The following is a 17,308-nucleotide window of genomic DNA, read 5'->3' as shown; positions in this document are numbered from 1 at the left end:
TAGAACGGCCTTTTTTTCAGCAACCGTGGTATGAATCAGACACCATTCAGGGACTTTGAAACAAAAATGCAAACCTCAACTCCGCTTGCACGCTATGAGCAGGCGCTGTCGCAGGGCGAATTCAGGCCCGATGACGTACAACGTGAAGCAATTACCCGATTAGACGCGCTACAGCAGGCGCTGGTTGCCCGGCAACAATCTGCCGCGCCTGCCACATCCGGCCTGCTCGGTCGCCTGTCAAAATTGATCGGTAAAGAGAAAAATGAAACGCCACAACCGGTACGTGGGCTCTATATGTGGGGCGGTGTCGGTCGCGGTAAGACCTGGGTCATGGATCTCTTTTTTCAGTCTATTCCTGGCAATCGCAAACTGCGTCTGCACTTTCACCGCTTTATGCTGCGGGTGCATGAAGAGCTGACGCAGCTTCAGGGTCAAAGCGATCCGTTACTGATTATTGCGGACAAATTCAAAGCCGAAACCGATATCCTTTGTTTTGATGAGTTTTTTGTCTCTGATATCACCGATGCGATGCTGCTGGGCACGCTGATGGAAGCGCTGTTTGAACGCGGCATCGCCTTAGTGGCCACCTCAAACATTCCACCTGACGATCTCTATCGTAATGGTTTGCAGCGTGCGCGTTTCCTGCCTGCCATAGAGCAGATAAAACGGCACTGTGATGTGATGAACGTCGATGCCGGTATCGACTACCGGTTACGCACGCTGACTTCCGCACACTTGTGGAACTATCCGCTGAACCCGGAAACGCACGCTGAAATGACGCGAATGTTTAAGGCGTTGTCGGGAAGCCAGCCCGAAGAGGCGCCGGTCCTGGAGATTAATCACCGCCAGATGCCGACGCTGGGGGTCAGCGAAGGCGTGCTGGCGATTAACTTCACGACGCTGTGCGGTGAAGGGCGCAGCCAGCATGATTATATCGCGCTGTCGCGCCGTTTTCACAGCGTGCTGCTGTATGACGTGCCGGTGATGATTTACAAAACCGAAGACCAGGCGCGCCGTTTCCTGGCGCTGGTGGATGAGTTCTACGAACGCCATGTGAAGCTGGTGGTCGCGGCGGAGACGTCACTGACCGAGATTTATCAGGGCACGCGGCTGAAATTCGAATACCAGCGCTGTTTATCCCGTCTTCAGGAGATGCAGAGCGAAGAGTATCTGCGTTTGCCGCACCTGCCGTGAGAATAAACAGGATAAATACCGAAATAGGGTTCGATTTTTGTAACCGACTTCTCTATAATCTTGCGACCCCACGTTACAGCAGAAGATTTTTTTCCCAAATCCTCTGTGTTCCAGTAACTCTATCCGAAGGGGTGGCTTGCTGGTCAAAATGGTCGTGTGAGCCTCATTCGTTTACTTAAGCGTTTGGGATTTCACCAACGTGTAACTTAATTTGGGTAAGCTTTTCGATGAAAACTTTTACAGCTAAACCAGAAACCGTCCAACGTGACTGGTTTGTAGTTGACGCAACGGGCAAAACTTTGGGTCGCCTGGCGACTGAACTGGCGCGCCGTCTGCGTGGTAAGCATAAAGCGGAATACACTCCGCACGTTGATACGGGTGATTACATCATCGTTCTGAACGCTGAAAAAGTTGCTGTAACCGGCAACAAGCGTACTGACAAGATCTACTATCACCACACTGGCCACATCGGTGGTATCAAACAGGCGACCTTTGAAGAGATGATTGCTCGCCGTCCTGAGCGTGTGATTGAGATCGCGGTTAAAGGCATGCTGCCGAAGGGCCCGCTGGGTCGTGCAATGTATCGTAAACTGAAAGTTTACGCAGGCAACGAGCACACCCATGCGGCACAGCAACCGCAAGTTCTTGACATTTAATCGGGATTAAAGGCAATGGCTGAAACTCAAAACTACGGCACTGGTCGCCGCAAAAGCTCTACCGCTCGCGTATTCATGAAGCCGGGTAGCGGTAATATCGTTATTAACCAACGTTCTCTGGAACAGTACTTCGGTCGCGAAACTGCCCGCATGGTAGTTCGTCAGCCGCTTGAGCTGCTGGATATGGTTGGTAAATTCGATCTCTACGTCACTGTTTCTGGTGGCGGTATTTCTGGTCAGGCTGGTGCGATCCGTCACGGTATCACCCGCGCGCTGATGGAATACGACGAATCACTGCGTGGCGAGCTGCGTAAAGCTGGCTTCGTAACGCGTGATGCGCGTCAGGTTGAACGTAAGAAAGTCGGCCTGCGTAAAGCACGTCGTCGTCCTCAGTTCTCCAAGCGTTAATTGTTTGCAGCTCCGGCTGCGACAATTGGCTCAAAAAACCCGCTTCGGCGGGTTTTTTATTTTCGGCCTCGCCACGACTCCTCGCGAAAACCGTAACGTCACGCTCATTTTACCTGCAAAGATTCATTCCACGCCCACAAGCAGCCTAAAATCTGGTAAACTCTGTGTCACTTTGCGCCCGCAGGCCGGTGCGTTATGCGCCTTCCCACTGTCGGGGCGTCAGTATCTACGGCGCGGCTAACCAGGTTGCGTGCGAGTTCGATAAGCTGGTGAATCGCCGTGTGGTTGGCTATTCGCAGTATCTTTTTGTGAACAAACTTGGAGGTTTTCATGGCTGTCGCTGCCAACAAACGTTCGGTAATGACGCTGTTTTCTGGTCCTACTGACATTTTCAGCCATCAGGTGCGTATTGTCCTGGCGGAGAAGGGTGTCAGCGTAGAGATCGAGCAGGTCGAAATGGATAACCTGCCGCAGGATCTGATTGACCTCAATCCGTATCGCACGGTACCGACGCTGGTAGATCGTGAGCTGACGCTGTATGAATCACGCATCATCATGGAATATTTGGATGAGCGCTTCCCGCATCCGCCACTGATGCCCGTTTACCCGGTTGCCCGTGGTGATAGTCGTCTGATGATGCATCGTATCGAGCAGGACTGGTACAGCCTGATGAGGAAAGTCGAGAACAGCACGGGTCAGGAAGCTGAAGCAGCACGCAAGCAACTGCGTGAAGAGCTCCTGGCTATCGCCCCACTGTTTGGTCGTACGCCTTACTTCATGAGCGAAGAGTTCAGTCTGGTCGATTGCTATTTGGCTCCGCTGTTATGGCGTTTGCCGTCAATGGGCATCGATTTAATTGGCTCAGGTTCAAAAGAGCTGAAAGGCTATATGAATCGCGTATTTGAGCGTGACTCTTTCCTCGCTTCATTAACTGAAGCTGAACGTGAAATGCGCCTGCAAGCCCGGGCTTAACGTATGGAAATGTCGCAACTTACTGCACGTCGTCCCTATCTGCTGCGCGCCTTCTATGACTGGTTGCTCGACAATCAGCTGACGCCGCATCTGGTGGTCGATATTAATCTGCCGGGTGTGCAGGTGCCGCTGGAGTATGCGCGTGATGGCCAGATTGTTCTGAACATTGCGCCACGTGCTGTCGGTAACCTCGATCTGGCAAATGATCAGGTGTCGTTCAACGCCCGTTTTGGTGGCGTTCCGCGCCAGGTTAACGTGCCGATGGCGGCGATTCTGGCAATCTATGCACGTGAAAATGGTGCCGGGACAATGTTTGAACCGGAACCGGCTTACGAGCTGGGTATGCAGGAGACGTCAGAGGGTCAGGAAGAGACCATGATGTCGGTGATTGATGGTGATCGTCCTGACGATGCCAGCGATGACGAGACGCCGCCTGATGACGATCCACCGCCACGTGGTGGACGACCTTCACTGCGCGTAGTGAAATAGCCGTGATGTAACAGTGAATACCCGTCCATGCGACGGGTATTTTTTTGCCTGTCATCCATAAAAAAATCCGGCTGCCTGCGCAAGCCGGATTTTTTCAGCATACCTTCGCGGTTAATAGACGTCGCGCAGGTAGCGTTTCTCTTTCTTCAGCTGATCGACGTAGTCCGCAGCGCGCTCGGTGGAGAGACCACCAAACTGGCGAACCACTTCATACAACGCGTTATCCACATCCTTCGCCATACGTGAGGCATCGCCACAGACGTAGAAGTAAGCGCCTTCCTGCAGCCAGGCGTAAAGCTCAGCGCCCTGTTCCAGCATCCGGCTCTGTACGTAGATTTTCTTCTCCTGATCGCGTGAAAATGCAAGATCCAGACGCGTCAGCAAGCCGTTATCCCGCCAGGCAAGTAACTCATCCTGATAGATGAAGTCATGTTCCTGATGCTGATCGCCGAAGAAGAGCCAGTTTTTCCCCTGCGCGCCAGTTGCCTGGCGCTCCTGCAGGAAGGCACGGAATGGCGCTATACCGGTGCCCGGCCCCACCATGATTAGCGGTGCGCTGTTATTAGCCGGCACGCGGAACGATTTATTAGGTGAGATAAAGATGGCGGGCTTCTCGCCACGACGCACGCGCTCGGCCAGGTAGGTCGAGCAGACGCCACCGCGATTACGGCCGCCACTGTGATAACGCACAGAGGCAACAGTCAGGTGCACCTGGTTAGGATGGGCCTTAGAACTGGATGAAATGGAGTAAGCACGATGCTGCAGCGGACGCAGCAGAGCGACAAACTCAGGCACTGCCAGCGTGCGCGTCAGCTCAAGCTGCAGCAGGTCGAGGGTATCTTTGCCCCACAGCCACACGCCCAGCGCATCTTTATCATCATGCTGTAACACATGACGCAGTTCCTGGTTGGTGGTGTTCTGTCCGACCCATTCAATCAACTTGCGCGACGGCTCTGAAATCTCAAACTGATAGGTCAGCAGGTCGCCGAGGCTGCGGTCAAAGCCAGGCACCGGCGTCTGGTAATCAGCATTAAGCTGCGTCAGTAGCAGGCTCACCAGTGAGGGCTCGTTGACCGGAATCACGCCCAGCGCATCGCCCGCTTCATACTTCAGGCCACTGTCAGACAGGTCGAATTCGAAATGACGAATATCTTTGGCTGACTGTTCGCCTGATAAACGCTTGTTGGTGATCAGCGCGGCGGCATAGGGATTCGATTTATTGCTACCCGGAATGACTGGCGCTTCAGGCGCGCTCTCCAGCACGGTGCCGCTGCTGCCTGCGCTGGCAGCAAACTGTGGCATTGAGCTGTTCAGCCATTCGCTGGAAGGCTCTTCATAGTCGATATCACAATCGATACGATCAACCACACGTTTCGCACCCAGCTGCTCAAGGCGCATATCAATGAACTTGCCCGCCTGACAGAAGCCATCGTAGCCGGTATCACCGATCGCCAGCACGGCAAAATGCATCTGCTCCAGACGCGGAGCGGTACTGGCAGAGATCGCATCCCAGAACAGCTGCGCATTGTCCGGCATTTCACCTTCGCCATAGGTCGAGGTGACGATCAGCACATGGCGCATGGTGGCAAATACGTCGACATCGACATCGCCCAGCGCCTGAACCACGGGCACCAGCCCTTTGGCGCGGGCAGATTTCGCTGCGGTCTGCGCCAGTGCTTCGGCATTGCCGGTCTGTGAGCCGTAAAGAATATGAAGTTGCGTAGTGGCGGCTGCGCCCGTACCTGCGGCGGGTTGCTGTTTGTCTTCCAGTACCAGCAAACGGGAGTGAAGCCCCGCAAGAAAGCCAGCCAGCCAGTACTTCTGATCGCCATTAAAAGGTGCATCTTCTGGAATATAAGGAATTTTCATGGGTACTTTTACTCAATCCCGTTCTCGCCCGATATCAGTGGCATTGTCCGGTGTGAAAGCCGTTCCGCTTTCCCGCGCCGCAGTTTTTGCAGCAGGGGAGAGCGGTTCTGCATCTGTCCGCTACAACGATTAATCCGGGCAATGATCAATTAATAATATTCAGTTCAGCCTGATCAGTATCACTGTCAGGAGAGCTTACCCACCGCAGCGGCGATTTCCGGCAATGCCGCACGTGCAAACAGCTCTTCAAAGTCAGGCAGATGGCCCAGCACTTCCCGGTTACAGGCATCCTGATACATGATCCAGCCGTAGGTTGCCAGGCTGTCCATGGAGCGGATGTTACGTTGCGTCAGCGCCGCTTTGTAATCTGACATGCGTTTGGTACCGATCAGACTCGCCAGTTCATCATCGCTGTAACTCTCGATGGCGGAACGGGCATGACGCTGTAGCTTACTGACCAGCGAAAAGTCTTCAGTCATCAGCAGATTACGCACCGCTTTTTCCACCGCAGCATCTTCAACCGGCGTGCCTTTCGGCAATTTTGCCAGTGCCAGTTGCTGGGCAAAGCTCAGCACGGTGTAGTTGTTCAGCAGGACAAACATCTCCTGCGTATCGGTCGCGCCATAGGCCGGTACGGCACCGTTGGCGATGGTTTTACCCTGACGCCACGCAGCTTTAAACTTGGCAACCTGATGGCCTGCCAGCGCCGTTGACAGCTCTTCGAGCAGATCTTTGCGGCTCTTGGCTTTCAGAATTTCGCCGCCATCCTGATAGAGCAGCAGCGAACGCGGCATCACGTAAACAAAGTGGTGACACTCTGTTTCCCAGTTCTCCAGCAGCCAGGCGGCCCGTGGCGATTTCGTTGCCTCCAGATGCCAGTTCAGCATGGTCAGCACAGCCTGCTTATGCACCTGCGCCATTTCATCCTGATCGGCGATGGAGCCGAACCGCACGGAATCACCGGCAGCGTGGCTGGCCAGCGATCCATACGGGTCGTACTGGTAGGCAAAGCCGCCGCTCATGCCGTTGCCAAATCCTTTACCAAAGGTGCCCAGGTTAAGGATGGCGCCATTAGTCATATATTCACAGCAGAAGTCACCGACGCCTTCGACAACGGCGGTTGCACCTGAGTTACGCACCGCAAAACGATCACCGGCCTGTCCCTGCACGAACAGACGTCCGCCGGTCGCGCCGAACAGCGCAAAGTTACCAATCAGCACGTTGCCATCGGCATCCTGCGCGCCGCCGCCAGGCGACATCACGATCACTTCACCGCCACACTGTCCTTTGCCAACACCGTCGTTACAGGTGCCGTAATGGGTCAGCTGCATGCCATCGTTACAGAATGCGCCAAATGACTGACCGGCAGAGCCGGTAGTGGAAATTTTTACGCTCGCAGGGGCCAGATAACTGCGACCACGATCGTCGGTCATTACTGCTGGCATCGCCTGCAACTGCTCCGCGCTCAGCTCGTGGTTCAGCATCCGCTCAATATCGATTGCGAGCTGACCGCCAACGCTTTTGTTTCGGTTGTTCAGGACAATGCTATTGCCCAGGTCGACGTCAGGATTTCCCTGCTCCACCAGCGACAGCTTCAGCTGCTCAATCCAGCCATCATCCAGTTCAAAATCTTTTTCCAGATAAACAGGCTTGTCGATTTTCAACTCAGGCACCACGGTGAGCATGGCGCGTAAGTCGAGTTTGCCCACTTCCAGCGGGTGATCCATCAGGTGCAACAGGTCAGAGCGACCGCGCGCTTCACGCAGGGAACGCAGGCCCATACGTGCCAGAATCTCACGCACTTCATGCGCCACGTTGAGGAAGTACTGCGCCAGCTGACGTGGATCGCCATCAAAGGCTTCGGCGTTGGTGGTTAAGCCAGCCGGGCACTTCACGTTACAATTCTTCGCCATCACGCATTTCAGCATCATCAGCGCGGTAGTGCCGAACTCGAAGCTATCGCCGCCCAACAGGGCAGATTTCACCACGTCGCTACCGGTCTGCTGAGCGCCAGAGCAGCGCAGCAGGACTTTCTCGCGCAGGCCGTTGGCGCACAGTGCCTGATGGACTTCAGCGATGCCAATCTCGGCCACACGTCCGGTATATTTCAGGCTGGTGACCGACGCAGCGCCTGTACCGCCGGTGTTACCCGCCACGTTAATCACATCTGCACCGGCTTTAGCTACACCAACCGCAATGGTGCCGATGCCTTCAGACGAGACCAGTTTGACGATAACGCGCACTCGCGCTGCTTTACAGTCGTGGATTAACTGCGCCAGATCTTCGATGGAGTAGGTGTCATGGTGCGGCGGCGGAGAGACCAGCTCAACGCCAGGCGTACCGCCACGTGCAGCCGCAATCTCGACAGTGACTTTGGCTGCCGGCAACTGTCCGCCTTCACCAGGCTTCGCACCCTGACCAATTTTGATCTCCAGCTCTTCCAGCATCGGGTCTGCCAGATAAGCAGCCCAGACGCCGAAACGACCGGAAGCCAGCTGTTTGATACGGGAGGCACGGATGGTGCCATGACGGGAGTAATGCTCGCCGCCCTCACCGCAGTTACTCATACCGCCGACCATATTTGTGCCGTGTGCGACCGCTTCATGAGCAGGCGCGACCAGCGCACCGTGGCTCATCGCTCCGGAAGCAAAAGTACGGGTAATTTCACAGGCTGGTTGCACTTCGCTCAGCGGCAGTGAGGGCAGGGTGGTGAAGATACGTGACAGATAATCTGCCGCTTTACCATATGCGGTCACTTTAAGACCGCCCGTAACCACTTCGCTGCTCTCAATATCGTCGCCGAAGCGGAATTTCAGGGCGCGGGACAGGTTCTGCAGGCGCTCACTCTCAGGTTTCAGACCTTCAATCGCATCGGTCAGACGCAGCATAAAGTGATTCAGGCTGCCATCCACCGCCTCACACTCCATGCCGCGAATAGCAAACCCGTTATTGGTCAGCGAGTAGCGTCCCAGCTTGCGGCGGAACTCCGCTTCGCTGTCGATGTGGGTCAGGTCAGCCGGGAAGGTCAGGATGTCGCGCAGGGCAGCCGGACGACGTTTACGCTCTTCGTACATCAGGCTTGAGAACTGACGATAATCGGCAGTAATCGCAAAATTGTTGATCACGTCATCCGGGATGCGCTCGAAGCTGCTGTCTTTAAAGGTCTCTGGCTTGATGCCGAAGGCATTATCCAGTTTTGCCAGCGTCATCAGGCGGATGAAGTTGTCCTCTTCACGCGCCTTATCGGCAAAGCGAATCGGCTCTTCGGTCATGTCGATGAACGTACGCACAGCGATGGTACCGTACGAGTGACCCGCGCCTTCTGCACGCTCTTTAAACAGGCCCAGCAATGGCACTTCAGATTCGCCCTGAATCTTCAGTGCGCTCTGGTGCCAGTCAACAGCCATCTGTGCGATAGCGGCGAAGCCTGCACCGCCAACCGGCGTTCTGATATTCGGGAAATACTTTTTCAGCACCGGGTCATCGGTGTTGAGGAAATTCGGCTCAAAGAATTCACCGCTGCTGTAGCTCTCAACGGTGCAGAGGCCCACTTTACCCATGGTTTTCATCAGGGCTTTTTCAGCCGCTTTGGCATAGCGTTTAAAAGCTTTGTTGCCTTCTTCACCTTCACCAAATTTCTCTTCTGCGCGCATCTGTACGCCCAGAGGATAGATAGCAGAAGCACCAAAGCCGAGTGTGGCGGCAATGTGGTGCGATGAGATGCTCTGGCCGCTTTCTACTACCAGAGAAACATCAAGACGCAGGCCTTCCTGTATCAGGCGTTGGTTGATGGCGGAAACCACCAGCAGCATCGGGATCGCAGCGTGCTTAGAAGAGATGTGGCGATCGGTAAGCACGGCAATGCCACCCTGCGCACGGGCAAAATCCACCACCTGCTGCGCCAGGTCATCAATCGCTTTTTCCAGCGCTGTTGCGTTCGCGGTGGTGCTCAGCAGATCTTTGCCAATCACCGGTTCATAAAGCATCTCAAAGCGCGCATAAGGGGCGATGGTCTGCTCGCGTAAACGCAGCATATCAAGGTGGCTGAGAATCGGTGTCGGCACCACAATCTGACGGCCTTTACTGCGGCCCAGATGCGGTTTCGCACCCAGCGCAACACGCAGCGTCATGCCATCCACTTCACGGATAGAATCCAGCGGCGGATTGGTGACCTGAGCAAAGCGCTGGGAGAAATAGTGCGCCATGCCGCCTTCATGGTCGGACAAGCCGTTGATGGCGTTACCGTAACCCATCGCAGAGATCTTCTCTGCACCGGTGTTCAGCATCGGGTCCATCATGAACTTGAAGCTTTCCTGGTTGTAGTAGTAAGCAACAAAGCGCTGATAGGTTTTCAGATCACCGCGATAGCGCAGCGGTGAACCCTGTTGTTCTGCCGGAATCTCCGGCAGATCGTCAAGACCAACGCGGGCTTCACGCAGCAACGCCGGGTAATCTTTCTCTGCTGCCAGTTTTTCCAGCGCCTGCAGCGTGGTGTAGCTGCGCTTTTCACGATGATCGAAATAGAGCATGCCACCCGCTTCGATACGGCCACGACGCAGCACGCTTTCAGGTGGGAAAGCGATCTGGCCGGCTTCTGACATCGCACCGATGTACTCCGCCGTTTCGACTGAACGCAGTGGACGCAGGCCAAGACGGTCAAGACGGGCGCCAATCACTTCGCCGTTGCCGAAGATTAAGGCTGCCGGGCCGTCATTCTTCTCTTCATACAGTGAGAAATACTCCAGCATGTCGCGCACTTCTGTCGGCAGCGAACTGTCGTTTTCCCAGGCCGGCGGCATCATCGAGACAACCGCGGTGATCAGATCGAGGTTATCTTCCATCAGACGGCTATGGATGCTCTGATCCAGACGCGAGCTGTCGGACTGGCCTTTCGGCCGCACGATTTTCTTCCCACGAGCCAGGGCCAGCGCAGACTCTGCGATGCGGTTTTTACGGTCAGTATTCAGCTCACCATTATGCGCCATCAGGCGGAACGGCTGCGCCATGGTGGTATGCGGATCGGTATTGGTGGAGAAGCGGGTATGGAAGAACAGCCCGCGCACCTGATGATCCGGATCGGTCAGATCTTTGAAGTAAGGGATCACTTCATTGGAGTTCAGACGGGCTTTAAACACCTGCGTGCGCGATGACAGCGACAGAGGATAGAGACCGCCAAATTCGCTTTCGGTAAAGGCAAGGGCTTCAATGGTTAACAGGGCGCGGTAGATGCGTTGTTCGAAGTCGTTCTGGTCGGCCACGTCCTGTGGTGCAGTGAAAATCCACTGCAGAATCGGTAACTGGAATTGTATGGCTGACGGGCGCGTCACGCTGCTATCGAGCGGCATGTCACGTTTCATGATCACCGGCAGACCAAAGCTGCTGAGAGTCTCATCTACCAGACGTTCGGCGTTAGCGCGCAGTTCGGCATCTTTCGGCACAAAGAAGTTGCCGACGCCAAAGCGGCCCGCTTCCAGCGGCTGACCGGTAATTTTTCGGAAGAAGTGCAGTGAAAGATCAACATTGACTCCTGCGCCATCCCCGACGCCTTCCGCTGACATACCGCCGCGATGAGGCACCGTACACAGGGCGCTGTGCGCCATCTGCAGAATCTCGTGGGTCTGCTCGCCGTCCTTGCGCGTAATGAAACCTACACCACAGCTGTCACTGCCTGCTGTCGGATCATACAAGCCATAGGATTGAGGTTTTTTAGTGGACATTGAGGGTCTCCTTATACTGCTTTGACATTACCTGCACTGATTCAGGGTCTGGGCGCACTGGGGCGCTATCATTTTCATTGCCATGCTCTGTCGAGCGCGCGTCATAGCCCTGAGCATTTCTCTCCAGACATCGGTAAAACGTCCTTAATTGAGCTGCTCTCTGATTTCCGGTCTCTAAAAGGAGATGACTTAAACCACGCGGGAGTCTTCTTGTTGCATAGATATGCCGAGACAATGGCCCGTCTGGAAAGCTTTCAGCGGATTTCCAACTTATCGGGAAAGCGTAATCAGGTCAAATAGGGTGGTCAGACAGGGTTATCAGCTGTTTTATCTGATTAACTTTATGAATTAAATGAATTTTTTGGTTTAAAATGTACCACTCTGGTGCCTGGCGATCGGCCGATAAGTGTGAACTGACTCACTGTAGTGCAGGCATCAGATCTCTGCACCATGCTGGTGATGGGGTGTTAGACAGCATTAAATGCTGTTCAGCATCGTTGATGCATAGCATGTATCTGTTTTTCTTATGTCCGGCTATTTGAATGAAACAGCGGTTGGTTATAAGAAAAATTAATCAGCATAGTCGTGCTTAAAACATCACTTAAGATGAATGGGTATGCATATAAAGGGATGTGCATGTGCAACAGGACGTTGCCAGGATATTGAAAAAAGGCCGTACAGAGAAATCGGCGATTTGCTGTCGGCCTTACAGATTATTCATTTGGCACAGTCAGTCAAGGGTTTTAACCGCTTTGTCCTTAACGTCGCCGATCGGTTCTGCGGATGCACCATAACAGGGCATTTGATCCTGCATCTCCCTGCGACGTGCTGCGACGTTAGCAGGGTAACTGCGCTATTATGAGGCTGTTTCTCTTCCAGGGAGTTGTTATGAAACAAATTCGTCTGTTGGCGCAGTACTACGTTGATTTAATGGTCAAGCTTGGACTGGTGAGGTTCTCACTGTTACTGGCGTCTGCGCTGGTAGTCCTGGCAATGATCGTCCAGATGGCGGTTACGATGGTACTGCGGGGCCATGTCGAGAGCATTGACGTGGTGCGTTCGGTCTTCTTTGGGCTACTGATTACGCCCTGGGCGGTCTATTTTCTGTCGGTGGTGGTCGATCAGCTGGAAGAGTCCCGGCAACGGCTGGCACGGCTGGTGGATAAGCTGGAAGAGATGCGTACCCGCGATCTGGAACTCAATCAGCAGATGAAAGAGACCATCACGCAGCTGAATCAGGAGATTAGCGATCGTAAAAAGGCGGAGCTGGCACGCGAACAGGTGATGGACAAGCTGCGTGAAGAGGTAACCCGCCGCGAGCAGGCACAGATTGAGCTGGAGCAGCAATCCTCCTTCCTGCGCTCATTCCTTGATGCTTCGCCAGACCTGGTTTTCTATCGCAACATCGACAAACAGTTTTCCGGCTGTAACCGGGCGATGGAACTGCTGACAGGCAAAAGCGAAAAGCAGCTTATTGGCCTGACGCCGCGCGATATCTATGATGAAGAAGCGGCAACAAAGGTGCTGGAAACGGATGAGAAGGTATTCCGCCATAACGTCTCCCTGACCTATGAACAATGGCTGCAATATCCTGACGGGCGCAAAGCCTGTTTCGAGATCCGTAAAGTGCCTTATTACGACCGCGTCGGTAAGCGGAGCGGGCTAATGGGCTTTGGCCGCGATATAACGGAACGTAAGCGCTATCAGGACGCGTTAGAGAACGCCAGCCGGGAGAAGACCACCTTCATCTCTACAATCAGCCACGAGCTTCGTACGCCGCTTAATGGCATTGTCGGCCTGAGTCGTATTTTGCTGGATACCGATCTCAATCAGGAACAGCTGAAATACCTGAAAACCATCCACGTCTCCGCTATCACGCTGGGCAACATCTTTAATGATGTGATTGAGGTGGACAAAATCGAACGCCGTAAAGTGCAGCTGGATAATCAGCCGCTCGATTTCACCGGCTTCCTTGCCGATCTGGAAAACCTTTCCGGTCTGCTGGCCCAGCCAAAAGGGCTGAAGTTTGTGCTCGCGCCGCAACTGCCGCTCCCGCACATGATTTCCACTGACGGGACGCGCCTGCGCCAGATTCTGTGGAACCTGATTGGTAACGCCGTGAAGTTCACCCAGCAGGGCGAAATCGTGGTGCGCGTGACGTATGAGCAGGACGAAACGCTGCGCTTTGAGGTACAGGACTCTGGCATGGGTATCCGTCAGGACGAGCAGGATAAGATCTTTGCGATGTACTATCAGGTCAAAGACCAGCATGGCGGCAAACCGGCGACCGGGACCGGCATCGGGCTGGCGGTATCACGCCGTCTGGCGCAGGCAATGGGCGGAGATATCCGCGTACACAGCGCACCAGGACAGGGCTCATGCTTCACCGTCGAGATTAAAGCGCCGCGCATCGCTGAAGAAGTGGAAGATGAAGGGGTGGACGACAGCCTGCCACTCCCTGCGCTGCATGTTCTGCTGGTGGAAGATATTGAGCTTAACGTGATTGTGGCACGCTCGGTACTGGAGAAGCTGGGCTGCAGCGTCGAGGTTGCCATGACCGGCAGTGAGGCGCTGGCGATGTTTGATCCGCTGGAGTTTGATCTGGTGCTGCTGGATATCCAGCTGCCTGATATGACCGGACTGGATGTCTCACGGGCGATTCGGCAGCAGTATCAGGGTGCCCATCTGCCCCCACTGGTTGCGCTCACCGCGAATGTGCTTAAAGACAAAAAAGAGTATTTCGACGCGGGAATGGATGACGTGCTGAGCAAACCGCTGGCGGTACCGGCACTGACCGCAATGATCAAAAAGTACTGGGATTATCAGGCAGAGCCGGAAGAAGAGAACTCAGATGTGAGCGATGATAAAACCCGGATGCTGCTGGATGTCGCAATGCTGGAGCAGTACATCGAACTGGTAGGTCCGGGCCTGATTACCCAAAGCCTGACGATGTTCGAAAAGATGATGCCGGACTATCTTGCTGTGCTGGAATCGAATCTGATGGCGCGCGATCAAAAAGGCATTGCTGAAGAGGGGCACAAAATCAAAGGGGCGGCGGGTTCGGTCGGGCTGCAGCGTTTGCAGATGCTGGCGAAACAGATTCAGAGTCCGGAGTTACCGGCATGGTGGGACAATGTCGTTGAATGGATTGATGAGCTGAAGCATGAGTGGCGACACGATGTGCAGGTATTACGCGACTGGGTGTCAGAGCAGGATAAGTGATATCCCAGAAAAAAATGACCCCAGCCGAGGCCGGGGTGCGCGAATACTGCGCCAACACCAGGGAAATCATTGCGGCCGCTGTGATATGAATAATTAATGCAGCCGCAGGGTATTGGATAACACTGTCATTACCTTAGCAAATTCATCTTCTCATGTGACAAGATTCATTAAAATTTGTGATATTGAGCAGCGTTTAAATACAGAAAACATTAATTTGGCAACACAGTCAAGCAAGGAATCAATTTCTATGCCGTATTGCTGCTATTTTAATCAGATTTGCCTGTTTTCGTGTACTTTTAAGGCTGCTCTTTAGCGAAGCGATGACTGAGCCGCAGTAAATTGAGCTATCGTTAACACTTACCTCTTCAGCGTGGCTAAATCGCTGATATTGCAAGTGCGGGGCCTGAGATGATACGAATTATCCAAAACGATTTGGAATGATAAAAAAGAATCTAAAAGTTTGTCCTTGTCTCCTTATGACATGAACGTTCCTGCTGGAAGGAAAGCGTGCCATACCAGTCACAGGTCAGTGCGTTAAGCGCCGTTTATTTATACATTACAGGGGCAATTTTGATTAATCTTTGGACAGGTCTGAATTAATAAAAAAATAACAGTTAAGTATATTGAATGATTTGTTGAGTCGCTTATTACCCATTATTAACTGTTTATCTGGAAACAAGCTAAACAGGATAAATCAATGGAACCGATTCCTTTTTTTCGGAAGTCCTTGAACTATTTCGAACTGTTGCAGCATTTTGATGCAAAATGATTGAATAAAGTCTGGAAACCCCCCCGTCGTTTTCAGCGATAATCGTAAAAAGGCTGCTTTTCTGGCAGTGATTACATGAGTGATTAATTAACGTCTGAAACAAGCATGGGAAGATTGCATGAACAAGTATAAAGGAAGCGTCGGACAGCGTATCAGACGTATTGTTGGTCGCGTACTGTTGGTCTGGCTGGGCGTATGGCTGGCGGGAATTTTACTCTTTTCATTTTTACCTGTGCCCTTCTCGGCGGTGATGGCTGAACGACAGATCGGCGCCTGGTTACGCGGTGATTTTAGTTATATCGCCCATTCAGATTGGGTCGGCCATGACGATATTTCGCCCTGGATGGGACTGGCGGTTATCGCCTCAGAAGATCAAAAGTTTCCTACTCACTGGGGCTTTGATGTGGCGGCGATTGAATCTGTACTGGATAACAACGATAGCCGGATGCGCGGGGCGTCCACGCTGTCACAACAGACGGCGAAGAATCTGTTTCTCTGGGATGGCCGCAGCTGGGTCCGTAAAGGTCTGGAGGCGGGTCTGACGGTAGGGATTGAGACGGTCTGGACAAAGCGACGCATTCTGACCGTCTATCTCAATATTGCAGAGTTTGGCCCGGGCATCTTCGGCGTTGAGGCGGCTTCACAGCGCTACTTCCATAAGCCAGCCAGCCGGCTGACCGCAGCCGATGCTGCGTTGCTGGCGGCAGTACTGCCTAATCCGATTCGTTATCGTGCTGCTGCGCCCTCAGGTTATGTCAGAGAGCGGCAGCAGTGGATACTGCGTCAGATGCGCCAGCTGGGCGGCGAGGGCTTCCTGCAGCGTAATAAGCTCGACTAAGCCTTAATCTTCATCGAAGCCCGCTTCAAATAGCTCAATGACCGCTGCCAGCGCCGGAATTTCCTCCGGGCCGCTGGCTTCAATCTCAATATGCCGGCCTTTGGCTGAGTCGAGCATCAGCAGCGCAATCACGCTGCTGGCTTCGGCTTCCGTGCCCGCTTCATTGCGCAGTAAGACTTCGGCATCAAAGCTCTGCACCAGCTCAAACAACTTCATCGCCGGACGAGCGTGCATGCCCAGCTTATTTTTGATTTCTACGGTTTGTCGGACGGTCATGATTTGCGCTTTTCCAGCGTGCGATGGCGTGACTGAACATTCTTACCGCGCGAACGGAAGTAATCCGCCAGCTGTTCAGCGATATAGACTGAGCGGTGCTTGCCGCCGGTGCAGCCAATCGCCACAGTAAGATAGCTACGGTTATTGGTTTCCAGCATCGGCAGCCAGAGTTCAAGGTAGCTGCGTGTCTGGTAGATAAAGTTATGCACTTCAGTGTGGCGATCAAGGAAGGCCGCCACAGGGCGATCGAGGCCGGTCATCGGGCGTAGTTTCGGATCCCAGTGGGGGTTAGGCAGAAAGCGTACGTCAAACACATAGTCAGCATCAATCGGGATGCCATGTTTAAAGCCAAAGGATTCAAACACCATGGTCAGTTCACGTTCACGCTTGCCGAGCAGGCGGGTACGCAGCATCTCGGCCAGCTCATGCACCGACATCTCTGAGGTATCAATGATCAGATCGGCACGTGAACGCAGCGGCTCAAGCAAATCACTCTCTTCATCAATTGCGCTCTCCAGCGACAGGTTTTTGCTGGAGAGGGGATGCAGACGGCGTGTATCGCTGTAACGACGAATCAGGGTGTTACGATCGGCATCGAGGAACAGCAACTGAGGTGAAAATGTGTCAGGCAGATTATTCAGTGCGGTTTCAAAAATTTCCGGGGATTCAGGCATGTTACGCACGTCAATACTGACCGCTGCCGAAATATTGCGCTCAGCCAGCGAGTTAGCTAACTCAGGCAGCAGCACGACCGGCAGGTTATCAACGCAGTAGAACCCCATATCTTCCAGTGCACGGAGCGCCACTGACTTCCCCGAGCCTGAACGACCGCTAACGATCATCAGCACCATGACCTTCTCTCCCGTTTTAAAACCGGCACGCGGCCGGTAAAGACGCG

Annotated in this window: 11 protein-coding genes; 7 read left to right on the top strand and 4 right to left on the bottom strand. The window is 53.8% G+C overall.

The features are described from left to right. Nucleotides 1–66: 66 nt before the first annotated feature. The 5 genes from zapE to sspB all read left to right on the top strand — a co-directional run bounded on the left by zapE (nucleotide 67) and on the right by sspB (nucleotide 3,719). Entirely contained in the window at nucleotides 67–1,194 is a 1,128-nt protein-coding gene (gene zapE / locus ACR8BF_RS16970) for a cell division protein ZapE (RefSeq protein WP_292986492.1), read from the top strand. Between the two features lie 227 nt (nucleotides 1,195–1,421). After that, the gene (gene rplM, locus ACR8BF_RS16965; protein ID WP_008925400.1) at nucleotides 1,422–1,850 is read left to right on the top strand and encodes a 50S ribosomal protein L13; all 429 of its coding nucleotides are present in this window, start codon (nucleotides 1,422–1,424) and stop codon (nucleotides 1,848–1,850) included. Between the two features lie 15 nt (nucleotides 1,851–1,865). Then, nucleotides 1,866–2,258 (top strand): 30S ribosomal protein S9, encoded by a 393-nt coding sequence (gene rpsI, locus ACR8BF_RS16960; RefSeq protein WP_090963862.1) that lies wholly within the window; start codon nucleotides 1,866–1,868, stop codon nucleotides 2,256–2,258. A 330-nt stretch (nucleotides 2,259–2,588) separates the two neighbouring features. Continuing rightward, nucleotides 2,589–3,230, top strand: coding sequence for a stringent starvation protein SspA (gene sspA, locus ACR8BF_RS16955; protein WP_003851135.1), 642 nt, complete (start codon nucleotides 2,589–2,591; stop codon nucleotides 3,228–3,230). 3 nt (nucleotides 3,231–3,233) lie between these two features. After that, complete coding sequence (gene sspB, locus ACR8BF_RS16950; protein ID WP_136197752.1) at nucleotides 3,234–3,719, top strand: ClpXP protease specificity-enhancing factor; 486 nt, start codon at nucleotides 3,234–3,236, stop codon at nucleotides 3,717–3,719. 111 nt (nucleotides 3,720–3,830) lie between these two features. On the opposite strand, the gene ACR8BF_RS16945 is transcribed toward sspB, so the two are convergent. After that, nucleotides 3,831–5,588: a sulfite reductase subunit alpha gene (locus tag ACR8BF_RS16945; RefSeq protein ID WP_090963866.1), complete on the bottom strand. Its 1,758-nt coding sequence runs from the start codon at nucleotides 5,586–5,588 to the stop codon at nucleotides 3,831–3,833. Nucleotides 5,589–5,773: 185 nt separating this feature from the next. Continuing rightward, a complete protein-coding gene (locus ACR8BF_RS16940; protein ID WP_434745314.1) occupies nucleotides 5,774–11,305 on the bottom strand; it encodes a glutamate synthase-related protein in 5,532 nt (1,843 codons plus the stop codon). An 888-nt stretch (nucleotides 11,306–12,193) separates the two neighbouring features. Here ACR8BF_RS16940 and arcB point away from each other — a divergent pair. Both arcB and mtgA read left to right on the top strand, forming a co-directional pair. Continuing rightward, on the top strand, nucleotides 12,194–14,527 hold the full coding sequence (gene arcB, locus ACR8BF_RS16935; RefSeq protein ID WP_292986482.1) for an aerobic respiration two-component sensor histidine kinase ArcB: 2,334 nt from the start codon (nucleotides 12,194–12,196) through the stop codon (nucleotides 14,525–14,527). Between the two features lie 887 nt (nucleotides 14,528–15,414). Continuing rightward, nucleotides 15,415–16,134 carry a monofunctional biosynthetic peptidoglycan transglycosylase gene (gene mtgA / locus ACR8BF_RS16930; RefSeq protein WP_179897345.1) on the top strand — a complete coding sequence of 240 codons (720 nt, stop codon included), beginning with the start codon at nucleotides 15,415–15,417 and terminating at the stop codon, nucleotides 16,132–16,134. 3 nt (nucleotides 16,135–16,137) lie between these two features. Here mtgA and npr read toward each other — a convergent pair whose 3' ends face one another. Together npr and rapZ are read right to left on the bottom strand one after the other, a co-directional pair. Beyond that, a complete protein-coding gene (gene npr, locus ACR8BF_RS16925; RefSeq protein WP_179897347.1) occupies nucleotides 16,138–16,410 on the bottom strand; it encodes a PTS phosphocarrier protein NPr in 273 nt (90 codons plus the stop codon). Then, a complete protein-coding gene (gene rapZ, locus ACR8BF_RS16920) occupies nucleotides 16,407–17,261 on the bottom strand; it encodes an RNase adapter RapZ (RefSeq protein ID WP_010251920.1) in 855 nt (284 codons plus the stop codon). The genes npr and rapZ overlap by 4 nt, the downstream gene beginning before the upstream one ends. Between the last annotated feature and the right edge of the window lie 47 nt (nucleotides 17,262–17,308).

This window comes from Candidatus Pantoea rara (assembly GCF_051136265.1).
Taxonomy (GTDB): domain Bacteria; phylum Pseudomonadota; class Gammaproteobacteria; order Enterobacterales; family Enterobacteriaceae; genus Pantoea; species Pantoea rara.
The sequence above is the reverse complement of the archived record's forward strand: the minus strand, read 5'-3'. Positions and strand labels throughout refer to the sequence as shown.

What these genes read in the sequence shown, in the direction of transcription:
- zapE (WP_292986492.1), top strand. Translation starts at nt 67, where the DNA reads ATGCAAACCTCAACTCCGCTTGCACGCTATGAGCAGGCGCTGTCGCAG.
- rplM (WP_008925400.1), top strand. Translation starts at nt 1,422, where the DNA reads ATGAAAACTTTTACAGCTAAACCAGAAACCGTCCAACGTGACTGGTTT.
- rpsI (WP_090963862.1), top strand. Translation starts at nt 1,866, where the DNA reads ATGGCTGAAACTCAAAACTACGGCACTGGTCGCCGCAAAAGCTCTACC.
- sspA (WP_003851135.1), top strand. Translation starts at nt 2,589, where the DNA reads ATGGCTGTCGCTGCCAACAAACGTTCGGTAATGACGCTGTTTTCTGGT.
- sspB (WP_136197752.1), top strand. Translation starts at nt 3,234, where the DNA reads ATGGAAATGTCGCAACTTACTGCACGTCGTCCCTATCTGCTGCGCGCC.
- ACR8BF_RS16945 (WP_090963866.1), bottom strand. Translation starts at nt 5,588, where the DNA reads ATGAAAATTCCTTATATTCCAGAAGATGCACCTTTTAATGGCGATCAG.
- ACR8BF_RS16940 (WP_434745314.1), bottom strand. Translation starts at nt 11,305, where the DNA reads ATGTCCACTAAAAAACCTCAATCCTATGGCTTGTATGATCCGACAGCA.
- arcB (WP_292986482.1), top strand. Translation starts at nt 12,194, where the DNA reads ATGAAACAAATTCGTCTGTTGGCGCAGTACTACGTTGATTTAATGGTC.
- mtgA (WP_179897345.1), top strand. Translation starts at nt 15,415, where the DNA reads ATGAACAAGTATAAAGGAAGCGTCGGACAGCGTATCAGACGTATTGTT.
- npr (WP_179897347.1), bottom strand. Translation starts at nt 16,410, where the DNA reads ATGACCGTCCGACAAACCGTAGAAATCAAAAATAAGCTGGGCATGCAC.
- rapZ (WP_010251920.1), bottom strand. Translation starts at nt 17,261, where the DNA reads ATGGTGCTGATGATCGTTAGCGGTCGTTCAGGCTCGGGGAAGTCAGTG.